Source organism: Bacillus mycoides (genome assembly GCF_001757995.1).
Lineage (GTDB): Bacteria > Bacillota > Bacilli > Bacillales > Bacillaceae_G > Bacillus_A > Bacillus_A mycoides_B.
The window spans coordinates 88,964-114,807 of record NZ_LXLV01000062.1; the positions used below are offsets into that span (position 1 = coordinate 88,964).

The 25,844-nt window shown below is 34.6% G+C and carries 19 protein-coding genes and 1 pseudogene; 3 read left to right on the plus strand and 17 right to left on the minus strand.

Features of this window, described 5'->3' with window-relative positions:
• Window positions 1-79 precede the first annotated feature (79 nt).
• From bshB2 to BWGOE10_RS18855, 5 genes are all read right to left on the minus strand, one after another.
• Window positions 80-760, minus strand: coding sequence for a bacillithiol biosynthesis deacetylase BshB2 (gene bshB2, locus BWGOE10_RS18835; RefSeq protein ID WP_070144542.1), 681 nt, complete (start codon window positions 758-760; stop codon window positions 80-82).
• A 32-nt stretch (window positions 761-792) separates the two neighbouring features.
• Window positions 793-987, minus strand: a complete 195-nt coding sequence (locus BWGOE10_RS18840) for a hypothetical protein (RefSeq protein WP_002014626.1) — start codon at window positions 985-987, stop codon at window positions 793-795.
• Window positions 988-1,212: 225 nt separating this feature from the next.
• On the minus strand, window positions 1,213-1,920 hold the full coding sequence (locus BWGOE10_RS18845; RefSeq protein WP_070144543.1) for a GntR family transcriptional regulator: 708 nt from the start codon (window positions 1,918-1,920) through the stop codon (window positions 1,213-1,215).
• 30 nt (window positions 1,921-1,950) lie between these two features.
• Window positions 1,951-3,360 (minus strand): glycoside hydrolase family 1 protein, encoded by a 1,410-nt coding sequence (locus BWGOE10_RS18850; protein WP_070144544.1) that lies wholly within the window; start codon window positions 3,358-3,360, stop codon window positions 1,951-1,953.
• 203 nt (window positions 3,361-3,563) lie between these two features.
• Window positions 3,564-4,553 (minus strand): phosphatidylinositol-specific phospholipase C, encoded by a 990-nt coding sequence (locus BWGOE10_RS18855; protein WP_070144545.1) that lies wholly within the window; start codon window positions 4,551-4,553, stop codon window positions 3,564-3,566.
• A gap of 347 nt (window positions 4,554-4,900) precedes the next feature.
• Between BWGOE10_RS18855 and BWGOE10_RS18860 the strand changes: the two genes are divergently transcribed.
• Together BWGOE10_RS18860 and BWGOE10_RS18865 are read left to right on the plus strand one after the other, a co-directional pair.
• Window positions 4,901-5,698, plus strand: a complete 798-nt coding sequence (locus tag BWGOE10_RS18860; protein WP_070144546.1) for a cell wall hydrolase — start codon at window positions 4,901-4,903, stop codon at window positions 5,696-5,698.
• A gap of 304 nt (window positions 5,699-6,002) precedes the next feature.
• Window positions 6,003-7,340: an NAD(P)-binding protein gene (locus tag BWGOE10_RS18865; RefSeq protein WP_070144547.1), complete on the plus strand. Its 1,338-nt coding sequence runs from the start codon at window positions 6,003-6,005 to the stop codon at window positions 7,338-7,340.
• Between the two features lie 740 nt (window positions 7,341-8,080).
• Here the strand turns inward: BWGOE10_RS18865 and BWGOE10_RS18870 are convergent.
• Window positions 8,081-10,867, minus strand: a complete 2,787-nt coding sequence (locus tag BWGOE10_RS18870) for a dynamin family protein (RefSeq protein WP_070144548.1) — start codon at window positions 10,865-10,867, stop codon at window positions 8,081-8,083.
• A gap of 569 nt (window positions 10,868-11,436) precedes the next feature.
• Between BWGOE10_RS18870 and BWGOE10_RS18875 the strand changes: the two genes are divergently transcribed.
• Complete coding sequence (locus BWGOE10_RS18875; protein WP_070144549.1) at window positions 11,437-11,622, plus strand: hypothetical protein; 186 nt, start codon at window positions 11,437-11,439, stop codon at window positions 11,620-11,622.
• Between the two features lie 334 nt (window positions 11,623-11,956).
• Here the strand turns inward: BWGOE10_RS18875 and mutL are convergent, their stop codons facing one another.
• From mutL to BWGOE10_RS18930, 11 genes and pseudogenes are all read right to left on the minus strand, one after another.
• Window positions 11,957-13,903: a DNA mismatch repair endonuclease MutL gene (gene mutL, locus BWGOE10_RS18880; RefSeq protein ID WP_070144550.1), complete on the minus strand. Its 1,947-nt coding sequence runs from the start codon at window positions 13,901-13,903 to the stop codon at window positions 11,957-11,959.
• Between the two features lie 8 nt (window positions 13,904-13,911).
• Window positions 13,912-16,584: a DNA mismatch repair protein MutS gene (mutS, locus tag BWGOE10_RS18885; RefSeq protein ID WP_070144551.1), complete on the minus strand. Its 2,673-nt coding sequence runs from the start codon at window positions 16,582-16,584 to the stop codon at window positions 13,912-13,914.
• Between the two features lie 180 nt (window positions 16,585-16,764).
• Window positions 16,765-17,307 (minus strand): outer spore coat protein CotE, encoded by a 543-nt coding sequence (cotE, locus tag BWGOE10_RS18890; RefSeq protein WP_001288802.1) that lies wholly within the window; start codon window positions 17,305-17,307, stop codon window positions 16,765-16,767.
• Window positions 17,308-17,433: 126 nt separating this feature from the next.
• Complete coding sequence (locus tag BWGOE10_RS18895) at window positions 17,434-17,865, minus strand: RicAFT regulatory complex protein RicA family protein (protein ID WP_002014608.1); 432 nt, start codon at window positions 17,863-17,865, stop codon at window positions 17,434-17,436.
• A 3-nt stretch (window positions 17,866-17,868) separates the two neighbouring features.
• On the minus strand, window positions 17,869-19,398 hold the full coding sequence (miaB, locus tag BWGOE10_RS18900; RefSeq protein ID WP_070144552.1) for a tRNA (N6-isopentenyl adenosine(37)-C2)-methylthiotransferase MiaB: 1,530 nt from the start codon (window positions 19,396-19,398) through the stop codon (window positions 17,869-17,871).
• Window positions 19,399-19,827: 429 nt separating this feature from the next.
• Window positions 19,828-20,694: a 2-oxoacid:ferredoxin oxidoreductase subunit beta gene (locus BWGOE10_RS18905; RefSeq protein WP_002088040.1), complete on the minus strand. Its 867-nt coding sequence runs from the start codon at window positions 20,692-20,694 to the stop codon at window positions 19,828-19,830.
• On the minus strand, window positions 20,681-22,438 hold the full coding sequence (locus tag BWGOE10_RS18910; protein ID WP_070144553.1) for a 2-oxoacid:acceptor oxidoreductase subunit alpha: 1,758 nt from the start codon (window positions 22,436-22,438) through the stop codon (window positions 20,681-20,683). Before BWGOE10_RS18910 ends, BWGOE10_RS18905 begins: the two co-directional genes overlap by 14 nt.
• Window positions 22,439-22,665: 227 nt before the next feature.
• The gene (locus tag BWGOE10_RS18915; protein WP_070144554.1) at window positions 22,666-23,589 is read right to left on the minus strand and encodes a dipeptidase; all 924 of its coding nucleotides are present in this window, start codon (window positions 23,587-23,589) and stop codon (window positions 22,666-22,668) included.
• Between the two features lie 11 nt (window positions 23,590-23,600).
• Window positions 23,601-24,086, minus strand: a pseudogene (locus BWGOE10_RS18920) (RNA-guided endonuclease TnpB family protein); the annotation flags it as partial.
• Window positions 24,087-24,484: 398 nt separating this feature from the next.
• Complete coding sequence (gene spoVS, locus BWGOE10_RS18925) at window positions 24,485-24,745, minus strand: stage V sporulation protein SpoVS (protein WP_000404341.1); 261 nt, start codon at window positions 24,743-24,745, stop codon at window positions 24,485-24,487.
• A 149-nt stretch (window positions 24,746-24,894) separates the two neighbouring features.
• Window positions 24,895-25,689, minus strand: coding sequence for a TIGR00282 family metallophosphoesterase (locus tag BWGOE10_RS18930; protein ID WP_070144555.1), 795 nt, complete (start codon window positions 25,687-25,689; stop codon window positions 24,895-24,897).
• Window positions 25,690-25,844: the final 155 nt, after the last annotated feature.

Here is a 25,844-nt window from a genome sequence, read left to right on the forward strand (position 1 = left end):
CCCCTCCACGCTGGTGTCCTGAATTCATTAATAACAGTATTCACTGTAAAAATGGTATTAATCACCTTCAGATGTAGCATCACATATTTTTATCTTTGAATGAATATATCCAAAACGGTTCTCTTTCTAACCACTCAACTGTTTCTGGAACACCTTCTTCATACTCTCTTTCCAGCTCATCCACTTTAGTTGTAAATTGTGATGCATGTGCTCGTAATGCCTCTAATTTTCTTGGAACATATTCTTTCACTTCATTTTTAAAATCCGGAGGCCCAATTTCAGCTTCATGATTTTTCGAAAAAGCTATAGCATAAAAGGCTGGTCGTTTACTTTCCGAAATATTAGCTAATGCCTCTACTACCGCTTCCCCTGTTGCATCGTGATCTGGATGAACTGCATACCCAGGATAGAAAGAAATAACTACAGAAGGATTCAATTCTTCAATACAGTTTTGAATCAAACCTCTTAATTTTCCAAGCTCTTCAAATTCAAGAGTCTTATCACGATATCCCATCATACGTAAATCTTCAATCCCTAAAATATTTGTAGCTCGCTTTAACTCTTTCTCTCTAATAGCATATAAAGATTCACGTGTTGCAAAAGGAGGATTCCCCATCGCTCTCCCCATTTCACCAAGTGTTAAGCAAACATAAGTAAGAGGGACTTTTTTCTCAGTATAGGCCAAAATTGTACCAGCCACGCAATACGACTCATCATCTGGATGCGGGAAAACAACTAAAACGTGGCGCTCATTTTTCATCAATACATTAACTCCTTCATCATATACAAACTTTATAAAATAACGACCGCATACCACGTAACTCCTACAAGAAGCCCTAAAAGAAGAATGATATAAATAGCAGATAAGTTTTTTACATTCCTCTTTGTAGACTTACCGTAATTCTCCTCCACATTTCGTGCGACTAGTACGGTCCCAAACAGTGATACAACTACAATAATAACAACTAGTGAAATCGCAAAACTCATTGTCTTTTCACCTCTCTAAGGCCATTCTATTTAAATAAAAAACTTACATAAAAAACTTCCTCTTTAAAACGTCGATAAAATACTACCTTTCTTCTCTTATCATAATAGAAGTTTGCAAAAAACGGACCAACCACTTTTGCATTTTTTCGCTCATCCACTTTAAAAATAAAAAGCAACTAATCACTTAGATCAGTTGCTTTTTCACAAAGTTATTTATATTCATTTTCACTTAAAATTAATCCGATTTAAAAGTTTGGTCTTTTCATAATGAAACATCGATTGAGATAACTCAAAAATGGTTCCATTCACAAGATGAACTGTATTTTCAATAAGAAGTGCCGGATCACCTTCATTTATTTCTAAAAGCTGTGCATTTTCTTTATTTACTTTTTCACAACTAATAACTTTATCGGCAAAGCCAATATTTAATCGTAAATCTTCAATGAAATAACTGTATACAGAACTTAATGCTATTTCTTCATTCAAATAAGGAACGATATCTTTTTTGAAATAACTTACTTCAATAGAGAATGGTTTCCCATCTACAATTCTTAAGCGCTTCAAAAAATATAACCTAGTTCCAACTTCACATTGCATCCGCTTTGCTATCTCTTCGTCCGCATCTATTACTTCAAGCTCTAACACTTTCGTTTCAATATTTTGTGAAACGAGGTTTTTCGTTAATCCACGTAAACTCCCTAAATTAATGTAATCTGTTACAGAAGTTTCGCGTAAAAACATACCACTACCTTGCACTTGAAAAATATAGCCTCTATTCACAAGCTGACTAATTACTTTACGTATCGTATTACGGCTTACTTCAAATCGGTTCATCAACGCTTCTTCTGTAGGTAGTTTTTTCGTTTCATTAAAAAGCCCATCTCGAATGTCTTGCTCTAACACATCTGCAATTTGTTTATACTTTGCACTCATACACTTTCTCCTAAAATACTCTTTTATCTGTTATAACTCTTCTCCTCTCGTTTCGATCACATGCTTATACCAATGAAACGAAAGTTTCTTCTTACGTTTTAAGTTATCATTATGATCGACAAAAATAAAGCCATATTGCTTTTTATATCCATTTAGCCAACTTAATAAATCGATAACAGACCATGCATAATAACCTTTTAAATTAATTCCCTCTTGAATTGCACGCTTCATTACTTTTAAATGCTCTTCAATAAATTTAATTCTTGGAACATCTACAATTTCTCCGTCAATGATTGGATCTTCATCACCAAGTCCATTTTCCGTTACATACATCTTTATGTCACCGTAGCGTGCTTTCAACATATGCAATCCATCTAAGAAACCTTCGGGAGATATTTCCCATCCCCATTTTGTATATGTTTTATCATCCATTTTAACTGTTCGATAAAAACCATCAAAAGAAGGATTACCCGGAGCAAGTGTTGAGTTTTCTCGAGAATGTTCCTCATTCTTTATATCCATATCATATCTTTCCACTCGTATCGGTTGATAATAATTCAAGCCAATAAAATCATTCTTTTCGGCATTTTGTTTAATGATTTCTAATTCTTCAACCGTCCAATTAGGAGTCCATCCTTTTTCCTTTAATTGTTGTACAACATAAGACGGATACTCACCTTTTAAAACTGGATCATAGTACCAATACGTTTCATATTCATTCGCATGATTTGCTGCTAGTATATTTTCTTTTTGATCATCCACACTATAAGCAGGTAAGAAAACATGCGTAATCCCAATCTCTCCATATTGTTTCAGCTGCTTGTACACTGCAACTGTTTTTGCATGCGCATAAAATACATAATGAGTCGCTTGAAAGTACTTTGGAACATCATTTTGTATCCCTGGTGGATGTGCACCTTTTAAATAACCTAATCCACAAAACATTACTGTTTCGTTAAAAGTAATCCAATGTTTCACTCTATCACCAAACGCCTTAAAACAAATCTCTGCGTACTTTACGAAAGCTTCTGCTGTACGTTTATTCGTCCATCCACCGTCTTTTTCTAAAATTAAAGGTAAATCCCAATGATATAAGGTTACAAATGGTACAATCCCATACTTTAAGCATTCATCAATTAAGTTATTATAAAATTCTATTCCTTTTTCATTTACCTCTCCATCTCCAGTCGGTAAAATTCTCGCCCAAGAAATAGAAAAACGATACGATTCTAACCCCATCTCAGCCATTAAGCGAACGTCTTCCTTATATCGATGATAATGATCAACAGCTACATCACCATTTGTCCCATTGTATGTTTTGCCAGGAATTTTTGAAAACTCATCCCAATTCGTAATACCTTTTCCATCTTCATTCCATGCACCTTCTACTTGATAAGAAGCTGAAGCAGCCCCGAATAAAAAATCATGTGGAAACTTCATAGTATATACCTCCGTTTCATTACAACAAATTAAATTCATTATTACATATAATATTTATAGGTACAAATTTTATATGTGTAATTATAGCTTAAGTTTCGATTTTTTTCTATCATGAACGTACGATATGTAAAACTATATTTGATGTTAATTTTAGAAAACAAAAAAGAAGCGATGTATTTCATCGCTTCTTACTATGACAATCTTTACTCTTTTACAAGTGACTTATTCGCTCTTATAACTTCTTGATAAAGTATTGGTGACCATTTTTCATTTATATAATCTTGAATCATCCAGCCTACTCTCGTAGGATTCTTTTGTTTCATATAGTTTGCAATTTCAGGATTTATATAAGAGGCGTAATAATATGGACTATTCCATGCTGTACCACCAGAAGACAAGCTTGTAAAATTAATATACAGATGATTAAAATCTTCACTATTGTTAATCGTTTCATTTATCGTATCTTTAATAGATTTTACTTTCTCATCATAACTCACTTTATATTTATCTTGTACTGTTACATTTACATTTTGATTTACAGTTGTGGTAAACGTCTCGTTATCTGGCCAATAAAAATTATTATATCCTCCAGACTCATTACTGCCACTATATCTTTTTAATAATACAATTTTCCCACGAGCATCTCCAAGGTTTATATTCCATTCTGTTTTTAAAAAGATAGGATCAAGAAAATATTTTTTTTCAAACGTACTACTAAATGAATCTTCTGCCCCTTTCATATCCTCATACTCTTTTTTTAAAGACATAATAATAGTTTCACTTGGATTATCTTTTAAAAATTGTTTCGCCTCGTTTATAAATTCGTGCAATGTTACATAAAGATATAGTGGCCCATGATGAAGAACTATCGTATTATCATCTGTTAAACGCCCTCTAATATCAAAAATTCTAGCTCCGTGATCCATTTGGTAACGAAAATCATATTCTTGCGTCATTCCCCATACTTGCTTTATCGGATTTTGCAACTTGAACGTTCCACTATCATGTGTTCCTGGAATTGAAATTCGTGCTAACGGTATGTCATCAGGTATAGGTTGCATCCATTTTGACCAGTTTTCAAGCCCATTACCAGAGCTAGCAGCAACTGCTTGCTTATCATTCGAAGCAAATACAAATGTGCTAAGTATAGTACTACATATGAATAATTTTAAAATAAACTTCTTATTGCTCATTTTTATGCCTCTCTTTTTCTGTTTTATATCAAACTTATTAAATATAATATAAGCTACTTAATTAAAAATAAATAATATTTCATAAATATGAGATATTGCATAGAAGTAAAATTTAAAGTCCCTTTCTACTAGATAAATTATAGTAATCGACAACATCAACTTCAATGTGTTTTCTTATGCAATATTTCATATTGGGGTCCTACATGATATAAATAAAAAACTTATAATGATTATTTATTCCACACGTGCTAATATACTTATATTAAAATATAAATACATATCTTATATATACTCTGAACCACATTACTCAACAGTTAAAACTTAATTTTTTATCAGGAGGATTTACAATGAAATTTTTAAAAATAAAACATATAATTCCTTTATCTGCAGCAGTAATTACATTCGTATGTAATCAAGGTGCAGCTGAGGCTTCCACCATTCATACAGTAAAAAAGAATGATACACTTTGGGGTATAAGTAAACAATATGGAGTTTCAATACAATCCATTAAACAAGCGAATAATAAAGGAAACGATCAAACTTTTATTGGTGAACAGTTAAATAGTCCAGGATCCATGAAATCCAATGAGGTCACTGTTTATCAAAACGACAAACCTAAGAACATCTCTGGACAAATTATTTATCAAGTACAGCCAGGAGATTCATTAGAAACTGTAGCAAAGCGTTACAATGTAACCGTTCAATCTATAAAACAAATTAACAATACAGCCGGAAACAAACTTTATACAGGACAACATTTGAAAATTAATTCAAGTATTTCAGAAAAAGAAAAAGACTTAATGGCACGCTTAGTTACTGCTGAATCAGGTGGCGAATCATATAAAGGAAAAGTAGCAGTGGCGAAAGTTATTTTAAATCGTGTAAATGCAAAAGGTTTTCCGAATACAATAACAGGCGTTATTTATGAATCTATTAAACACGGATATGCATTTACTCCTGTTACAGATGGAAGAATTAATCAGCCTGCAAGCGCAGAAGCAAAAATGGCTGTAGAAGAGGCCATCTCTACAAACGGAATACATTCTGATTGGCTTTATTTTTACAATCCAAAAACTTCAACAAGCAAATGGATTACGACACGTCAAACAGTAGCAGTAATCGGTAACCACGTCTTCGCTAAATAAAACTATAATTCCCTTCAAATTTATGCACTTAACAACTATTTCAAATTATTAGCAGACCTCTTTACTTAAAAGGTCTGTTCTTTTTATATGTAAGCTTTTTATTAACCCTATGATAAAATGATTGTTTAAAAGTATCTCTCTTTTCAAATAAAAAATTGTTGTATCTCATTCACCATTTAGAGTAATTGAGAGAGCATCAAATCCACAACTATGACTTTATTAATACAAGCTATTTCTTAATTTTGTAAAATTGTTATACACTAGGAAAATAGCAAACAAACTATTCGGTAGCAGGTGAAAAAATATGTATGATGTTACAATTATCGGTGCTGGAGTGAGTAGCATTTTTATGGCTTATACATTAGCCAAAAGCAACAAAAAGGTTTTAATTCTCGATAAAGGCAAACCGTTAGAACATCGAAATTGCTCTTTAGAACAAGGGGAAATATGTAACTGTACTGCATGTGATAAATATTTCGGGTTTGGTGGTTTAGGAAAGTCTGAAGGGAAATTTAATTATACAAACGGCTTTGGAGGCGAACTTGAGAAAAAAGTAGGTAAAGAAGGTTTTATGCACCTGATGGCTGAAGTAGATGAAATTCTATGCCAGTTTGGCGGAAGTTCAGTTTCAAAATATTCTACAGAAAATCTAAATCTCACTAAGAGAGCTGAGGCATGTGGTTTACAAATGCTAACAACAGAAGTAAGGCATCTGGGTACTAAACTTTCCAGTAACATTTTTCAGCAGCTCTATGAATTTTTACTTACCAAAATAGATATCCAATTTCATATAGATGTACAAAATATCGTTAAGCAGAAAGACCATTTTAAAATATATACAAATCAAGAAACTGTCCATTCTAAGAAATTAGTATTTGCAACCGGTCGTTCCGGGGCGGATTGGTTAAAAGAAATGTGTACTTCTCTAAATATTTCTCAGGAGCAAACACGTGTAGATTTAGGTATTAGAGTAGAAATGCAAGAACATCAATTACGTTCTATATTAAAAGATACTTTCGAAACGAAACTTTCTTATCAAGGCGAAAATTTCACAGCAACTACTTACTGTATGAATCCAAAAGGACGCATTATTCGGAAGTACGAAGAAGGTTTAGTTATGCCTGACGGTCAAAATTTTCGAGAACGAGGAACTGGCACTCCTAACTTAAATTTCACTTTGTTTATCCCGCGCTATTTTCCAACTCTCAAAGAAGCAAATGTATACGCAAGTTCAATTATTAAAAGCATTAACCAAGGACGAGATCGGATTGTTATACAGCGCTTAGAGGACTTAATAAAGAAACAACCTACTATGGAAAAAGATATGAAACATAATCGTATACACCCTACACTACACGGAGATTATGGAGATTTGCATAAAGAAATCCCTCCATTATATATTGAAGGGCTCAAAGTATTTTTATTACGTTTAGAACAATTTACCCGAGAACCTATCGATCAAGATACTTTATTATATGGAATTGATGGAAAGTTCTATGCTCCTACGATAAAAATCAATAACCATTTTGAAACAAGTATGAATGGGCTATTTTTAATTGGAGATTGTTCAGGCGTCACTCATTCATTATCTCAAGCAGCTGCAAGTGGTCTGTATGTTGGAAAATATTTATCAGACATTTAAATACTCTAATTAAATGGAAAGGGAGCAACTAATTACAGAATTTACGATATGGGAAAGCCCACGCAGGACTTTAGTCCGTCTTTAGACGTGGGATGAAAGCATCGTTTTTGCATAGCAAAACATGGTATACTTTATTCATAGTCATGCAAAAGACTCTAAAACGACTGTTCTCTGAAAACAGAATACATATGAGGTTGGGGTAGCAAATTCTTCTACTCCGTAAAATGTATTAAGTCGTCATGCAAAAGACGTAAAAACATTTGAGAACCAACAATCTGTACGGTATGGTCACAGTACCGTAGCCCACAAACCTATATGGTCTGTTGTGGGAGTGGTGATGGCACACCGCAATCTTGCACGTCAGCGATACCAGAAATGGACTTCGCCTTTGGTAGCAAGAATCCCACTGACGTTAGTCAGCTGGCCCCTTTAGGGGTGGGAGTGTCAATATTGCTCCCTTTTCCCTATTACTTCTCTTATAACACATGATGCGATCTGCTATTAAAAAAACGTACATATTATACAGATGCAAACAAAAAACAACTCCAAAATCAACTTTCATTGTATATTTTGGAGTTGCTTTACGTTTATCCCGCTATTTGTGGGCAGTAAAACTCCCACCTCAAAATTCGGCGAATGCGAGGGCGTTAGGCGGGAGATCAACTGCCCGTAAACGCCCGATTGGTGAAGGCTACTAATCAATTGGGATGAACAAAACCCCCACTGATTATAGTTTCACTTTATTCTACGATTGTTTCTAAAGGTAAATCTTGAATATAGGAATTATCCTCACCTATATTCAAGATTACTTCACATTGACGTAATCTCAATTCAAAGAGCGTTATAGGATCATGATAAACTTCAGGGTTTGATTTCATTTTATGCAATTTATCTTGTTTTTCTTTTATTTCTAAATGAGTGCTTTCTATAGCTTGTTCCAACGCACCAAATGGATTTCTAAAGAACATATTAATATCCCGCTCTTGTGTGTTTTCAAACAGCTCAAATTGCAAGAAAAACTTCTTCATAATAGAAGCCGTTACATCGGTATAATCTTCATTTTCTAAATACTGTTTGTATTTGTTATATAGCATAGCTTTATTTTTAGGAAGAACTCCAAATAATTTACCGGCACTTTTCAGTAAAAATTGCGCTGGCGTAAATCGGCGTAAAATATTTACTTCTTCCATTTGTATTCTAGTTGTCATTCTATCAGTATCTCTGCGCCAGTCATCAATTACTTTAAAGTCACATTCTAACTGTATTCGATTTTCTCCAAATAAAGAATTAAGTCCTTCACTGGTTTCTTCTAAGTACAATTGACTTTGAAGGAGCTCATTATTAGAGGTCACAATCCAATTTTGCATAGAGCGAGCAAGATTAGGTAATACAGTTTGTTCTAGATATTGTTGCACTCTTCCATTCATCGCTGTGTTTAGTTCAATATCAATGTGACTAAAATCGCTTTCTTCACTAATTAAATCGGAACAACTTTGCAATAGTTTCGGAATATGTTCTGTAAGATTATTAGTAATTTCGTTTTTCATCGTACGATATGATTCTGTAATTAAATGAATTTTTTCCTTCTCAAAAGCAGTAAGGTTATTAATACAACCATTAAGTTTAACTAACATATCTTCATTCCAATTAATAGAATCCACTAGATTGTTTTCCCTCTCGACGCGTTTATCCAAAAGATATGTAATTGTTTTTCGAATGAAAAACAATAGCTTTTCATTCCGTTCTACATCGATATTTTTATGGTTAAAGTTAAAATGAATAAACTCAGTTAAATCATTTAGTTGTTTACTATTTGTATATAACGAAGAATAAGGGAAAATTCTTGCATTAGGGAAATATGTATTTATTCTCACTTGCGTATCTTGTATAACTCTTTTTGCTTCTGCTTCATTGTAAATATTATCGATTTTATTTAATAAGAAATGAACTTGTAGATTTGGTGTATGTTCTTGGATACTTAATAGAATGTCACGTTCTTTGTCAGTAAAAGGTGAATCCGTATTCAATACGAATAATAATTCATCTGTAGAATTTAAATATTCAAATACCTCATCTTTCGCGTCATTGTTCCTATTAAAGCTAGGTGTAACAACGAATGTAAGTTTGTTTTTACTTAAAAATCTGCATGGTAATTTAAATTCAACACATGCTCTATCTCTATATGTTTGACGGTGCACTGCCACCATGTTATGGAAATCAGAGAAATTCTCAGTTGTTGTAATTTCCGAATCTGTTATAGCGTTAATTTCTGTATAAGCGTCATTTTTAAAAACAACTACATTTGAGATTGAGTTTTCTAATATATTTTCTCCCAAAATAGAGTTAATAAATGAAGCTTTTCCGTTTCCTGAAGTCCCAGTTACTAATAGGCGATTTGTTCTTAAATCTGCAAGCTCGCCAACTAACCAGCTAAATCGGTGACCCATTTCTAAATCATGTTCTTGTGCCCACCCTGTAATAGATTCAAAAAGATGTAAACTATACTCTAAGCCATTCACATGATTAATAGAATATGACAGTAGGTTTTCCGCATGTTTTATATCCGCTGAATCTATTTTAGAAGGAAAAATCTCATCCCATGCCAATACAGCTGCAGATGGAAATACAGCGTGAGATGGATTGACTACCTTTAACCAGTTTGTTAACAGATTTGGAATAATATCGTGTAATTGTCTAAGCATATATTGACCTTGAATTAATTCAAAGTACGTTTCTTCGTAAAGAGAAGAAATTTTGTCCCATATATCGGACGAATGTATTTCGATATGTAAGAAAAATTCATTTATTGTGTTAAGCCATAATAAGTAATTTTGTTCATTTTTATAACTGTTCCAAAGTGATGAAACAATTTGCGTAAATTGCACTTGATCTACATTATTTAATGTAACTAATATTTCATAAAAATAATCTGGTGAAATATTTTTAGTAAATCCTTTATCGATATATCCTTTTAGAACCTCGAACCACGGATAAGATTCTGTTCGAATTAACTCATTCACAGCAAGCTCTACTGCACTATCAAAATCTTGCTGTTCTTCATAAAAGGAACGTGCAATTGTTGTGACGTTTGGATAATCGGGATTTAAAGAAACCGCTTCTTTAATAACAGCGAAAGCTGCTTCAAAATTATTTTGCTCGATGTAAAGAGACAGTAATTGCAGTACAATTTCGGTCATAAGTATTTTGTTATCAGTAGTAATGGAAGTATACACATTTTCAGCAACTGATAATTGGTTAAGTTCGAAGTAAGCATCCGCAATATTTTTTTGTGCCCATGGCGCTAATTCATTGCCAACTTTCTCCCATTTAAAAATAGCTGCTTCAAAATCTTGATGGTGATAATAAAATTCACCTTGTGCAAAACGAATATAAGACCCATCGGAAATCTCATTTTTTTCTTCGTTTACATAAACTTCCCCAAGTACGTCAAGAGGTGGTTTTGTTTCATTCTCCATTAGGAATGTTTCATAATACATCTTTTTTATTAATTGTTTTTCTATTCTCATCTTTTCCCCCACTATATCTTGAAAATACATTTTTAAGATATGTCAATACTTTTTTTATGTATGCTTTTTATCTTAACAAAGAATTTCTTTTGAAAAATTTCATTTTCCTTTCATTTTTCAAGTAAGATTGAATTTTTATGAGAAAAGTTTCAGTTCTTTTTCAATTCGCTTTCAGTTGTGAAACAACATTAAATGTTCCTAATAACCTAATAACACTATAATATTTCACATTATATTATCAGGAAAACCCCATATACATTACATTATAAAAACAATCTATAACGAATATATATGCAACATTTACTTCGCTGACAAACAAAAAAACCTTACATAATAGTTATTAAATGAACCTATATACCATTTCAGATACATCACAATAACTAAAAAAACAACAATATTAGTCAACGGCTTTTCATACAATATCTTTCTCGAATTGTTTTCCTTTAAAATATTTCAGTATTTATGTAATTAAATTCCATTAACCTATATAAATAACTAGTCCAAAAAAATATATATGCATATCATGTTATAGTAAAGAATTTAGGAAACCTTAAAAAGGAGGCATTTTCATGTTTGAAGATAAATCTAAAATAAATTACCCATATGAATTTACCGAAACTACAACAATTCCTCTAAAAAACCCCATTGATAAAAAATTCAAAAACGGTACAGATACACATAATTTCCCCATTAAGAAGCATTACAAAGAGCAAGTTCTATATACTGAAAAAATTAATAATAACAAGAATAAATAATTGTATAGACCCTTATAACAATTAACAAATTAAGAATCTATGTTTAGCCGTGCATAGTTACGATTTTAATAATGTACAAACCTTTACTTTACAATTCACGTACCCTTTAAAAAGTGCTGATATACAGCGCTTTTTTATACATAGATAAACTATGGCCGCCTGAGCCTAGAAATGAACTACTTAAAACCATACATTTTAATCTTAATATAAAGTGCTCAAATTTAAATAAACAACAAAATCACTCTCTTTCATTATTATCTAACAATTATAACTACATATTAAAAAGGAGCAACATATCAATGTTGCTCCTTTTTGTAACCTATTTTTATTAACCTTACATAACCCTCTTAAACATCTTCTCCAATTCATAAGTAGAATGATGCACTAGAATTGGTCTTCCGTGCGGACATGTGTATGGGTTTGTTGTTGTGCGAAGTTCTTCAAGTAAAGCGAATATTTGATCGTTCGTTAAATATTGATTTGCTTTAATCGATGCTTTACAGCTCATCATGATGGCTGCTTCTTCACGTAATTTTTTAATATCAACTTTTTTTAGTTTGACGACTTGCTCCATCATTTCGTCGATGATTTCTGTTTCTTGTCCTTTCGGGAACCACGTTGGGTGCGAACGGACGATAAAGGATTGATGGCCGAATTGTTCCAAGAATAGACCGACTTTTTTTAGTTCTTCTAACTGCTCTTCGACACGTAAAAATTCGGTAAGAGATAAATCGATGCGGTACGGTACAAGTAATTCTTGTACTTCTTGCGTAACTCGTCCCACTTTATCACGGAAATATTCATAGTTGATACGTTCCTGCGCTGCATGCTGATCAATCATATATAATCCATTATCATTTTGAGCGAAAATATATGTTCCATGCATTTGTCCAATTGGATAAAGCGGTGGTAAATCATTACCGTTCATTTCAATCTCTCTTATTTCCCCAACTTCTTCTTCCAATTCCTCTAACTCAAAATCCTCTTCATTACTGTTCCATGATTTTTCTTCTCGAATCGGTTCTTCGATTATCGGTTTAGTAGTAGTTGGTTGCCAGCCTTCTTCTTCTCTTACGAGAGACTGTGGTGGTTGCCATTCTTGCTTCGGCGGTTGCCAAAGTTGTGCTGGCTGTTTTACAGCCATTGGTTTTTCTTGTTTCTCATCCATTCCTGTCGGTAAAACAATATTAGGCATAGATGGTTCTTTCGGCTTCGTATGCTCAAACTGGAATTGCCCTTGCACACTTTCGTCTTTTTCTTTTCTCTTCGTTGTTACGCCTGCATCTGGAATGAGCTGTATTTTTTTGAATGCAGCTTGCAATGTCTCTTCGATAAGCTTTAGCAATTCTTGTTCTTTACTAAAGCGAACTTCTAATTTTGCTGGATGTACGTTGACATCAACAAGCATTGGATCCATTTCAATTGATAAGAAGCCGATTGGGTATCGTCCGATTGGCAGTAACGTATGATATCCTTGCTGAATTGCTTTCATTAATACGAAATTTCGAACGTAACGGCCATTTACAATCGTTGACATATAGTTACGAGACGCTCTCGTTACTTCTGGCAATGTTACATAACCTTTAATGGTAAAGTCTAACGACTCAGCTTCAATCGGAATCAGCTTCTTCGCAACTTGAATGCTGTAAATCGATGCAAGTACTTGTCTTACATCACCGTTTCCTGATGTATGAAGCAATTTCTTTTCATTATGAAACAGTTTTAACGATACTTCAGGATGTGACATTGCAATACGATACACGATATCTGTAATGTTACCAAGCTCTGTATGAATAGTTTTCATATATTTAAGGCGCGCTGGTGTATTAAAGAATAAGTTTTGTACTGTAATATCTGTTCCTTTTCGGCTCGCCGTTTTCTCTTGTTTTATAATGTCTCCACCTTTAATAATAAGGTGTGTACCAGGCGCATCACCTGTGCTTGTGATTAATTCTAATTCACTTACAGAAGCAATACTCGGCAGGGCCTCTCCGCGGAAACCGAGCGTTCTTATACGAAACAAATCATTTTCATCTTTAATTTTGCTCGTTGCGTGGCGTTCAAATGCAACGATACAATCTTCTTCTGCAATGCCATCTCCATTATCAATAATGCGAATTTTCGATAACCCAGCTTCTTCTAAGTGGATTTCAATAGATGTACTATTCGCATCGATGGAATTTTCCACGAGTTCTTTTACAACTGAGGCAGGGCGCTCTACTACTTCCCCTGCCGCAATTAAATTAGAGAGTTGATCATCGAGTTTGCGAATTTTCCCCATCTACTTACTCATCCTTTCTTTAACTTTTTCTGTAAACGATACAGTTCGTTCATAGCTTCTAAAGGCGTCATATCGAGTAAATCAATCTTTTTAATTTGTGCAAGTACTGCCGTTTCTTTTTGATCGAGCACAGGCTTGTCTTGTTTTTTCGAAGACTGTTCTCCGCCAAAGAAAGATAGTTGTGATTCTTTGTCTGTCTCTTCTTTCTCTTCTTGTATTTTTGCCGGTTCTTCTTTTACAACGACTGGTTCTGGAGCAATTTCTGGCACTTTCACTTCTACTCGTTTCGGAATAACAATTTCTTCCTGTCCTTCTAGTTGTGCTAACACTTCTTTCGCGCGAGCGATTAAGCTATCTGGAAGCTCGGCAAGTTGAGCAACGTGAATTCCGTAACTTTTATCAGCAGCTCCATCTTGAATTTTATGAAGGAAAACTACTTTTCCATTCTCTTCAATAGCTGAAACATGTACATTCTTTAGTTGGTCTAAACTTTCTTCTAACACTGTTAATTCATGATAATGTGTAGAGAATAATGTTTTCGCACCAATTTGGTCATGAATATGTTCAATGATTGCTTGTGCAAGTGCCATACCATCATACGTAGATGTACCGCGTCCAATTTCATCGAATAAAATTAAACTTCTTTCTGATGCATTTGCAATTGCATTTTTCGCTTCTAACATTTCAACCATAAATGTACTTTGACCTGAGATTAAATCATCCGCTGCACCAATTCTCGTAAAGATTTGATCGAAGACAGGTAATACTGCTTCTGTCGCTGGTACAAAGCAACCAATTTGTGACATAACAGTAACAAGTGCTAATTGTCTCATATACGTACTTTTACCAGACATGTTCGGTCCTGTAATTAAAAAGACATCCATCTTCTCCGGCATAATACAATCATTCGGTACATACAATTTCCCGTTCAATACTTTTTCAACGACAGGATGACGACCATCTTTAATAAAGATTTCGCGCTTAGTTGTTAAAACAGGTTTTACAAACTGCTCTTCTTCACTAACTGTCGCAAAGCTTTGCAGTACGTCTAGTTCACTAATTACTTTCGCTAAATGCTGTAATTTCGGAATGAATACTTTTACTTCTTCGCGAAGTGCTGTAAATAAATCGTATTCTAATTGTACAATTTTCTCTTCTGCTTCTAAGATTAATGTTTCTTTTTCTTTTAATTCATCTGTTATGAAACGCTCTGCATTTGCAAGTGTTTGTTTTCGCTCATAGCGCCCTTCTGGAAGTGCTGCAAGATTCGCCTTCGTCACTTCAATGTAGTAGCCGAAAATACGGTTGTACCCGATTTTTAACGATTTAACCCCTGTAATATCACGTTCTCGTTTTTCAAGCTCTGCGATCCACGTTTTCCCGTTTTTACTAACGTAACGATATTGATCAAGCTTGTCATTATAACCGTCTTTAATAATATCTCCATCTTTAATAGAAAGCGGTGGGTTTTCTTGAATACTTCTTCCTAGTAATTCAGTTAAGCTCTCACATGGATCCGCACCTTGAATTAACCTTGCTGCATAAGCATTATCTAAAAGACTAATCGCTTCTAAAATAGCTGGTACTTGAAGTAAAGAACGTCTTAACTGTAATAAGTCCCGTGCATTTACATTACCAAATGCAACTTTCCCTGCTAAACGCTCTAAATCATATACTTCTTTTAACTTTTCTTTTAAATCTTCACGTAAGAAGTAATCATTTACAAACGTTTCAACCATTTCTAAACGCTCTTCAACTTTTTCTTTCTGAATAAGTGGACGTTCCATCCACTGTTTTAACATACGACCACCCATAGCTGTTTTCGTTTTATCTAATAGCCATAATAATGATCCTGTTTTTTCTTTTGTTCGAAGTGTTTCTGTCAGTTCTAAATTTCGCTTTGAATGCACATCAATTTTCATAAACTGGTTCGTATAATAAATTTCCACTGGTTGCAAGTGATCTAACGAACGTTTTTGTGTTCTTATCACATAGTTAAATAAGCGTCCAATTGCTTTAATTAACTTCGCTTGTGAAACATTTTTCACAAGATGTTCTAACCCTTCCGGAATCGTTGTTGCATCTTCATACGAAATCGTCATTTTTAATGTTTCAGTTAATTTATTTAATTCATCTTTTGAAAATGTAGAGTCTACAACAATTTCTTTTGAACCAGTTGCATACACTTCTAATAAAATATCTTCTACTGAACCTGTTAACAACGTCACTGTATTTTGTCCAGTCGTTAAGTCATTGCAAGCTAGCGCATAAGATCCATCTTCGAAATGTGTTAATGCTGCTAAGAAGTTATTCTCTTTCTCGTCTATTGTACGCCCTTCCATCATCGTTCCTGGCGTAATTAGTTGTACTACTTCACGACGTACTACACCTTTAGCTGTTTTTGGATCTTCCACTTGCTCACAAACAGCTACTTTATATCCTTTTTCAACAAGTTGTTCAATATAATTTTTAGCTGCATGATGCGGTACACCGCACATCGGTATACGATCACTACTACCACCATCTCGGCTCGTTAATGTAATTTCAAGTTCATGAGCTGCTTTAACCGCATCTTCAAAGAACATTTCATAAAAATCACCTAATCGGAAAAATAAAAAGGCATCTTGATAGTCTGCCTTAACCTTTAAGTATTGCTGTATCATAGGCGTATATTGCGTCATGTCTTTCCTCCATAATTCTTACATAATAATCTATATTCATATATGTCACACTTCACGGACACCCATATCTCCTATTCCAGGAGTCTTTCCCCATTATAGCACATTTCATAAGGAATCATGTTCACTCAGCACTACTTATGTATTGTAAAAAGCTAGGAAGAACTTCTCCCTAGCTTGCTCTTACTCTTCTTCTGCATCGACGATAAAGTTCGGATCTAATTCTTCAAACTCATCATCATCGACTTGGAAATCCTCGTCTGATTCTACGCAACCTTCAGGATTTACACTTACACAAATTTTCGTTTCCCCAACTACTTCTGTTACAAATTCACGTTCTACCGTCACAACAATTTTATTACCATTTGGCGATACAAGAGCTTCTAAACAATTTGGCGGCTGAATTACACGAGCGATAATTTCTAAATCGTCACCAGAAAAGTTTTTATCACGATACCCAATGCTTACTTCATCAGTGTAGTTAACACGTTCTGTTACAACTTCAGTCTTTGTGTTTCCATCAAATGAATACCAAGTGTTTACATCATAGAAACCTTCAATTTCCACATGTTTCCCATTCTTTCTCGCTTCGTACGAATGGTTAATTACCCAGCACCCTAAAATACTTGTTGGCTCATTATTCGATTCACATGTATGCGTTGACTTTGTATACTTACGTCCTTTTCCAACCACTGCTTTTGTAATAATCTCTCTAAATTCGGACATTCGTAACCCTCCTCAATCACTATTCACTTAATCATATGCGTGATAATAGCGGAATGTGTCATTCTTTTTTTGAGAAGAATTTACGATATAATCCACTAAAAAAAGAGATGTCAATAAGACATCTCTTTAACAACCACAATTTCCTTTTTTACTTTCTACTGCTGCACCAGTTTCACCCTTCAATACATCGCCGCCAGTTGAAACTAATATTTCATCTGTTACATTGTTAGAAATGGTACTAGCAACTAGCTGTAGTAAGTCATTTACATACGTTTGTGAAGATTTAAACTCCTGTACAACTGGGATATTATCTAACTTATCTTGAAGTGCATCAATTTCAGCTTCTACTTTTTTCAAAGCTTCCCATTTCCCATAATGTTGCAAGTTTACTGCTTGTTTTTGCAAAGCTTTTATTTCATCAATTGCTCGCTTTACATTTTCATTTTTATTAATTTGTGCTTCTGCTCGCTTAAAGAAATCGACTTCTTCTGTTTCAGAGATCATTTTCGCTAATTCTTTCGCTTGCTCAACAATTTCATCTTTCGTATATACTTTCATCTATTATTTCACCTCAATCGGTTCCTTAACCAATTCCCCGTTAAGAGACCAAGTTTTTGCTTCCGTTACTTTTACTTTCACAAGCTGACCAATTAAAGATTTTGAAGCAACAAAGTTTACAAGTTTATTCGTACGTGTGTATCCCGCAAGTACTTCAGGGTTATTCTTACTTTCTCCATCAACTAACACTTCTACAATTTGTCCTATATAACGCTTGTTTTTATTAACTGCATATTCATTCACTAGTGTATTTAAGCGTTGTAATCGCTCTTTCTTCACTTCCATCGGAACATTATCTTGCATTTTTGCAGCTGGTGTACCTTCACGCGGAGAATAAATAAATGTAAATGCCGTATCAAATCCTACTTCACGATATAACGACATCGTCTCTTCAAACTGTTCGTCCGTTTCATTTGGGAAACCAACGATAATATCAGTCGTTAGTACTGCATTTGGAATTGTTTCTTTAATTTTTCGTACAAGCTCTAAATAGTGTTCTCGCGAATATTTACGCGCCATAATTTTAAGCATATCTGTACTACCAGATTGAACTGGTAAGTGGATATGTTCTACTAGGTTACCACCTTTTCCAAGAACATCAATTAAATGATCATCAAAATCACGTGGATGACTTGTTGTAAAACGAATACGTGCGATATCGATTTTACGAAGTTCATCCATTAAATCGCCAAGACCATATTGTATATCTTCAAAGTCTTTACCGTATGCGTTTACGTTTTGACCAAGTAACGTAATTTCTCTATAACCGTTCGCAGCTAAATGGCGAATTTCTTTAATAATATCTTCTGGACGTCTGCTACGCTCTTTTCCGCGTGTATACGGTACAATACAATATGTACAGAACTTATCACAGCCATACATAATATTTACCCACGCTTTAATATCACCACGACGTACTTTCGGAAGGTTTTCAATTACATCCCCTTCTTTTGACCAAACTTCAACTACCGTCTCTTTTGAGAACATTGCGTCCTTTAAGATATACGGTAATCTATGAATATTATGTGTACCAAACACCATATCTACATGCTGATTTTTTTGCATAATTTTATTTACAACAGATTCCTCTTGAGACATACAACCACATACACCAATTAAAAGATCCGGATTTCTTCGCTTTAATGATTTTAAATGACCAAGTTCACCGAACACTTTATTTTCAGCGTTTTCACGAATTGCACAAGTATTTAATAAAATCACATCTGCCTCTTCAGTTGAAAAAGTTGGCTCATATCCAAGTGTTGTAAAAATCCCAGCCATTACTTCTGTATCATGCTCATTCATTTGACAGCCATATGTACGAATGTAAAACTTTCTTCCTGCGCCAAAATTACGGAACTCTTCAGGTAAGCCAAAATCTCGTTCAATTTTAATTTCTTCTTTCCCACGCTTTTTCGCCAATTTCAAGGAAGGTGGTTGGTATACACTTTCAAAGTATTTACTATAATCTTTCTCTTCTTTTTTCGTAGAGGAATTTGCTTGTCGACTTGCTAATCGTTGTTGCTCGTTCATCGGTAATCTCCTTTCACCCTTAACTATACACTCTGTAGTCCATTTTAATGCGCTTAGACCCATCTCAATGATGTTAGATAGCTTGAGAGATAACTTGCCCTTTGAAACTTGAGTAATCGATCTAATCATCCGTAAGAATGAAGTCTTCCCCACACAAATAGACATTCCCTTTTTATTATTTCATCTTGTCCTATTGAAAAGCATATTGCTTTATCCCTATACACATTATCATAGTATAGAACGTTTAGCCAATTTTAAAGAAGAAGAAGCCTAATCCTATATTACATTTCACAGTTAATGAACATGCTATTTTTATACAACGATTTATATATCATTTTATCATTCTGAATTTTCTAAGTAAACAAATCTATTAATTATTTTTATTCACTCAAAAAGAAGGTTGCCAAATGGCAACCTTCTCTCCGATCATTACATAAATTCAGCAACAAGCTCATCAAACATTTTTTGATCCATATTCAAATCAGCTTGCACTAAAGGCTTTTCACTATAGTCTTTTACAAGCTCTTGGTAAGAAGGCTGCTTTGTATTTTGATAAATTAAACCTGTTACTAACCCGTTCTTTTCCATTAATGTTTGCATAGCCATCATGCGGTTAGATGGATCATATCCTTCTACTGTACTTAGTTTCGTTAAATTCTCTTTAAACCAATCATAAGTATTTACTTTATTGTAAGTAACACATGGACTAAATACATTAATTAATGAAAAGCCTTTATGGTTAATACCAGCTTCAATAATTTGCGTTAATTCTTTTAAATCACTTGAAAAGCTTTGCGCCACAAATGTCGCACCAGCTGTTAAAGCCATTTCCATAACATTTAGTGATGGTTCAATTGAACCTTGTGGTGTACTTTTCGTTTTAAATCCAGCTTCACTACGTGGTGAAGTTTGACCTTTTGTTAATCCGTAAATTTGGTTATCCATTACGATGTACGTAATATCAATGTTACGACGAATAGAATGGATTGTATGTCCCATACCAATCGCAAAACCATCACCGTCACCACCGGATGCAATAACTGTTAAATCACGATTTGCCATTTTCACACCTTGTGCAATCGGAAGAGCACGTCCGTGAATACTATGCAAACCATATGAATTAATATACCCTGAAATACGACCGGAACAGCCGATACCAGAAATAACAGCTAGCTCATCTGGATTTAAACCAACGTTAGCTGCCGCACGCTGAATCGCAGCCTGCACCGAGAAGTCTCCGCAACCTGGGCACCAGTTTGGTTTTACACTGTTACGAAAGTCCTTAAATGTTGCCATTTAATACAACCCCTTTTTTACATTCGTTGTAAATCTCTTTCGGCAAGAATGGATTTCCATCGTATTTTAAAAGACTAGAAATTTTCTCACCATTGCCAAGATTCATTTTCATAATGTTAGCAAGCTGACCAGTTGCATTGTTTTCTACTACTACAACACGCTTCGCTTTTTTCACAAGTGGATCGATTTCAGCTGTTGGGAACGGATGAATTAAACGTACATGGGCATGGTTTACTTTCATTCCTTCTTGTTCCAAACGCTGCATTGCCTCTTCGATCGCACCACGAGTTGAGTTAAAGCCAACTAACAATACGTCTGCGTCATCATGCTTAGCATTTTTGTAAATAGGGTTATTAAACTGCAAGTTCGCCATTTTACGGAAACGTTTGTCCATTTGATCTTTACGATTTAACGCTGATTCAGATGGTTTACCCGTTTCATCATGTTCTACACCTGTAACATGGTGAATACCATTTTTCATACCAGGTAAAACACGTGGTGAAATTCCATCTTCTGTTACTTCATAACGCTTGAAGTATGCTTTATTTTCACGTTCTGGTAATTCTACTTCTAAATCAAGCTTACCACGACGAATTTCCACTTTATCTAACTTAAGTGGTTCTACTGTTTGCTTTCCTAAAGAAAGCTGTAGATCTGTTAAGAAGATAACAGGCACTTGATATTCTTCTGCTAAGTTAAATGCTTCTACAATATCATAGAAAGCTTCTTCAACTGTACTTGGCGCCATTACGATTTTCGGAATTTCACCATGCGTTCCGTAAATCATAGCCATTAAGTCAGACTGCTCTTGTTTTGTTGGTAAGCCTGTACTTGGACCACCACGTTGTGTATCAATGATAACTAGCGGTGTTTCAGTAATACCTGCTAAACCAATTGCTTCCATCATTAAAGAAAGACCAGGACCAGCAGATGCTGTTAATGTACGCACACCAGCGTAGTTTGCACCGATCGCCATTGTACAAGCTGCGATTTCATCCTCAGTTTGGATTACTGTTCCGCCAACTTTCGGTAACTTTTTAATTAAGTATTCCATAATTTCAGATGCAGGTGTGATTGGATATGCAGACATAAAGCGAGCACCACCAGCTACCGCACCAAATGCGATTGCGTCGTTTCCAATCATAAACATGCGTTTCTTACCATCAGCTTTTTCAAGCTGCATCATGTTTACTTTCTCACCAAGCAATTCTTTCATGTATTGAGAGCCGCGTTTAATTGCTTCCATATTCTTTTGAACGACTTGCTCTCCTTTACGACCAAAGATTTCTTCAACAACCTCTAAATAAGCTGTTTCGTCTAATCCTAACACCGCACTTGATGCCCCAACAGCAACCATGTTTTTCATTAAAGATGTGCCTAATTCTGAAGCGATATCTGTAAACGGTATCACATATAGATTTACATCTGTATTATCAGGTATTGTCGGATTAAATTTCGCATCCGCAACTACAATTCCGCCCGGACGTAGTTCGTGGAAGTTAAAATCAATTGTTTCTTGATCAAAAGCAATTAAAATATCTAAATCATCTGAGATCGCACGTACTTCTGTTGTACTTACACGAATTTTATTATTTGTATGGCCGCCTTTAATACGTGATGAGAAGTGGCGGTAACCGTATAGGTAATATCCTAATCGGTTTAATGCAATACAGAAGATTTCTCCTGTACTTTCAATTCCTTCACCTTGTTGGCCTCCAACTTTCCATGAAAGTTGACTAATCATCTCCTACACCCCTTTTGGCTGCATTCATTGTAGTGTATTTTTTTACAGTAATAGTTTAGCATTTTTTATGCAAATAAACTACAATGGACGCAAATTATGCCTCTTCTGATTTCACTTAACCTTTAGTATAATGCTATTTCGTTTACCATTCTAGTATTAGGTCTTAAAAAAATCAATAAATTCAAGTTAATTTATTTTAATTTTTCTGAATTTTTAAAACAAAATCTTTAGAACGTTATACAGTCAACAAAATTTTTATACAAAAATCGCTCTACAGTTGATTCACTATACTTTTTACACAGTTGATTAATTATACTTTCATAATCCCTATATGCTTCTACACCTACAACCGTTTCTAAAATCCCATCAAAATCAGAACCAAACCCTATATTTTTTTCTCCACCTAATGAACAAATATATTCCACATGCCTTAATATATCTGCGATATTCGCTTGTCTTTCATTCGTTAAAAACTGTGGTACGAAAGTAATACCAATAATGCTATTTTTCTTTATAAGAGCTTTTATTTGTTCATCGGTTAAATTTCGTGGATGCCCACAAAGTTGATAACAGTTTGAGTGAGATGCAATTGGTTTTTTAGCAATTTCAATAACATCCCAAAAGCTTCTTTCATTTAAGTGAGACACATCGGTCCATAAATGTAACGTATTAAGTTCTTGTACAACTTGTCTACCAAATGTAGTTAAACCTGCTCCACGTGCCTCTAGCGCTCCATCAGCTAACAGATTGGCATAGTTCCATGTCAATCCAAAAGAACGTACACCTAAGCGATAAAACAAACGTAATTTCATCGCTTCTTTTCCAATTGCTTCGCATCCTTCTAATGTTAATAATGCTCCAATCTCGTCCTGTTTTAGCATATTAATATCGTTTTTTGTCTGAATAAACTTCATTCCTGGTAGCGATAGAATTTCATTATGAAAAATATCTATCATTTGCAGCGCAACTTCAAAACGCTTTTCATACGCTACTGTTTCTGGTACATATATAGCAAAGCATTGTATACTTCCTTTTCTTTTCTTTAATTGTTCAAATGTAATATGTAATTGTGAATCGTTTTGAAAGTCTTTTTTTCCTTTTGCACTCCATAACTGCAAGAGTACATCGCAATGAGCATCAAAAATTTTCATTTTCATTCCTCCACTTTGAACTCCCCACTCGGATTCCTTCTGACGGTCGCACTCAAAACTCGTCCTTCTACCTCACGACTTTTGGTAAATTTGACAAGACCCAGTTTCGGTAACTTCAATTTATTATCTATAATCACGGTGTTTCCATTTGTGTGTTTCGTTGTATAGGATTGGACTTTATTGTTTTTCGATTTAAACCGGGGAGCCTTGTTTTGTTTTTTGAAGAATCTTGCATACGAGTCAGCGAGGTTGTGAAGAGAAGATTGAAGAGCTATACTGTCCACTTCTTTTAGCCATACAAATTCTTTTTTGAGAATAGGTAATTGCAAAGAACAAGTACCATAGGATAACGCTTTTCCAGTTTCTTTATATCTATCATTCCACTTTTCCAAAAAGTAGTTGAATACAAAACGTGAACAACCAATTGTTTTCGCAATTTGATTTTTTTGTTCTACACTAGGATAGATCCGGAACAGATAGGCTTTATGGACAAGCACCGCTTTTTATCTCACTTTCTATTTGTATTTGTTTACAATCTTTTTCATGATATACATGAGAACGACATCGAGATATAGCAAAAAATACTGATCACGTATCATTTCTTCTTTTTCGTCGAAAGTCCTCTCTCCCTTTCAAAAAGATATACAAATGAAAGGACTTTTACAATGAAACAATTTCGTAGATATAAGAATGCTTCGGAGCCGTAACACTTTCTTTCTATAGGAACATAATACCGATTCTTCACAAAGAAGACCTTTTGACTTTTTCCTAACCGCCATTCATCTCCCACCTCTTTATTTAGACCATGTCCTATCCATTCTTTCAGGTAGGAGTTTTCTGTCGGGAAATGATAAAAAACAACCTGTTTGCATGTATGCAAACAGGTTGTTTCAACTTAACGAGGTTCTACAATTAATTTTATCGCTGTACGCTCTTCACCATCAATCATAATATCTGTAAAAGCTGGGATACAAATCAAGTCCAAACCGCTAGGCGCTACAAATCCTCTTGCAATTGCTACTGCCTTTACCGCTTGGTTCAATGCACCTGCACCAATAGCTTGAATTTCTGCTGTTCCGCGTTCGCGAATAACACCTGCAAGTGCACCAGCTACAGAATTAGGGACCGACGTTGCTTTAACTTTTAATATTTCCATTCCGCGTTTCCTCCTCGTTTCTATAAAAAGTAATAGCAATTATTTCACTTTAACTTATATTCACGAGGAATGGCACGTATTCCTGCTAAATTTCTGTAATTTTTCTAAAAAATTAAAATATAATAAATTCTCTAACTTTTCGTTAAAAATCAATCAAAAAACGGTTGGTCATCATTAATTAAAATACGCTCAATTTTCTTCGCTTTCCCTGTATTAGGATCCACATCAATTAACACTGCACTTAATTGCGTTCTGCCATTCGTCACTTCAAAACGTACTGGTAAGTTCGTTAAAAACTTCTTCAATACCGCTTCGCGATCCATGCCTAAAATCCCATCATATGGGCCTGTCATACCAACATCTGTAATATAAGCTGTTCCGCTTGGTAAAATACGATTATCAGCTGTGGGAACGTGTGTATGTGTACCTACTACCGCTGTAGCACGACCGTCTACGTACCAACCTAACGCCTGCTTCTCACTTGTTGTTTCAGCATGAAAATCAATAAAGATAATGTTTGTACGTTTTTTTGCAATGCTGATTAACTCATCCACTTTACGGAATGGACAATCAATCGGAGGAAGGAAAGTACGTCCTTGTAAGTTAATAACTGCAACTTCTGTTCCATTACAATTTACAAAGATAAGCCCTTTTCCCGGCGCTCCTTCTGGGAAGTTAGCTGGTCTTGCAAGATATTTTGCATCATCGATAAATTCAAATACTTCACGGTTATCCCAAGCATGGTTTCCAAGCGTAACTGCTTGTGCCCCACACTCTAAAAAGTTTCGATATATCTTTTCCGTAATTCCACGTCCACCCGCAGCATTTTCTCCATTAATAATTGTTACTGTGGGTGTATATTTTTTCTTTAATGCCGGTACGTACTGTTGAATCATGTCTCTACCAGGAGATCCTACTACATCCCCAACAAATAATATTCTCATATGTCTTACCCTTTCTATGTACTACATTTTTTATTACCATACTATAACTTAAAGCTATTTCCTTACAACAGTTACAATTTGTCTATTATAAGTTTATACTGCTCATAAATAATTTTCTTTATTTTACCCAATTCCAACACAAAAAAATAAAGTGG

Coding starts and splice junctions, on each gene's coding strand:
- mutS (WP_070144551.1), bottom strand. CDS start 16,584: ATGACGCAATATACGCCTATGATACAGCAATACTTAAAGGTTAAGGCA.
- spoVS (WP_000404341.1), bottom strand. CDS start 24,745: ATGGAAATATTAAAAGTTAAAGCAACGTCGGTCCCTAATTCTGTAGCT.
- BWGOE10_RS18915 (WP_070144554.1), bottom strand. CDS start 23,589: ATGAAAATTTTTGATGCTCATTGCGATGTACTCTTGCAGTTATGGAGT.
- BWGOE10_RS18895 (WP_002014608.1), bottom strand. CDS start 17,865: ATGAAAGTATATACGAAAGATGAAATTGTTGAGCAAGCGAAAGAATTA.
- cotE (WP_001288802.1), bottom strand. CDS start 17,307: ATGTCCGAATTTAGAGAGATTATTACAAAAGCAGTGGTTGGAAAAGGA.
- BWGOE10_RS18860 (WP_070144546.1), top strand. CDS start 4,901: ATGAAATTTTTAAAAATAAAACATATAATTCCTTTATCTGCAGCAGTA.
- mutL (WP_070144550.1), bottom strand. CDS start 13,903: ATGGGGAAAATTCGCAAACTCGATGATCAACTCTCTAATTTAATTGCG.
- BWGOE10_RS18930 (WP_070144555.1), bottom strand. CDS start 25,689: ATGAGAATATTATTTGTTGGGGATGTAGTAGGATCTCCTGGTAGAGAC.
- BWGOE10_RS18850 (WP_070144544.1), bottom strand. CDS start 3,360: ATGAAGTTTCCACATGATTTTTTATTCGGGGCTGCTTCAGCTTCTTAT.
- BWGOE10_RS18845 (WP_070144543.1), bottom strand. CDS start 1,920: ATGAGTGCAAAGTATAAACAAATTGCAGATGTGTTAGAGCAAGACATT.
- BWGOE10_RS18840 (WP_002014626.1), bottom strand. CDS start 987: ATGAGTTTTGCGATTTCACTAGTTGTTATTATTGTAGTTGTATCACTG.
- BWGOE10_RS18870 (WP_070144548.1), bottom strand. CDS start 10,867: ATGAGAATAGAAAAACAATTAATAAAAAAGATGTATTATGAAACATTC.
- miaB (WP_070144552.1), bottom strand. CDS start 19,398: ATGAACGAGCAACAACGATTAGCAAGTCGACAAGCAAATTCCTCTACG.
- bshB2 (WP_070144542.1), bottom strand. CDS start 760: ATGAAAAATGAGCGCCACGTTTTAGTTGTTTTCCCGCATCCAGATGAT.
- BWGOE10_RS18855 (WP_070144545.1), bottom strand. CDS start 4,553: ATGAGCAATAAGAAGTTTATTTTAAAATTATTCATATGTAGTACTATA.
- BWGOE10_RS18875 (WP_070144549.1), top strand. CDS start 11,437: ATGTTTGAAGATAAATCTAAAATAAATTACCCATATGAATTTACCGAA.
- BWGOE10_RS18865 (WP_070144547.1), top strand. CDS start 6,003: ATGTATGATGTTACAATTATCGGTGCTGGAGTGAGTAGCATTTTTATG.
- BWGOE10_RS18905 (WP_002088040.1), bottom strand. CDS start 20,694: ATGGCAACATTTAAGGACTTTCGTAACAGTGTAAAACCAAACTGGTGC.
- BWGOE10_RS18910 (WP_070144553.1), bottom strand. CDS start 22,438: ATGATTAGTCAACTTTCATGGAAAGTTGGAGGCCAACAAGGTGAAGGA.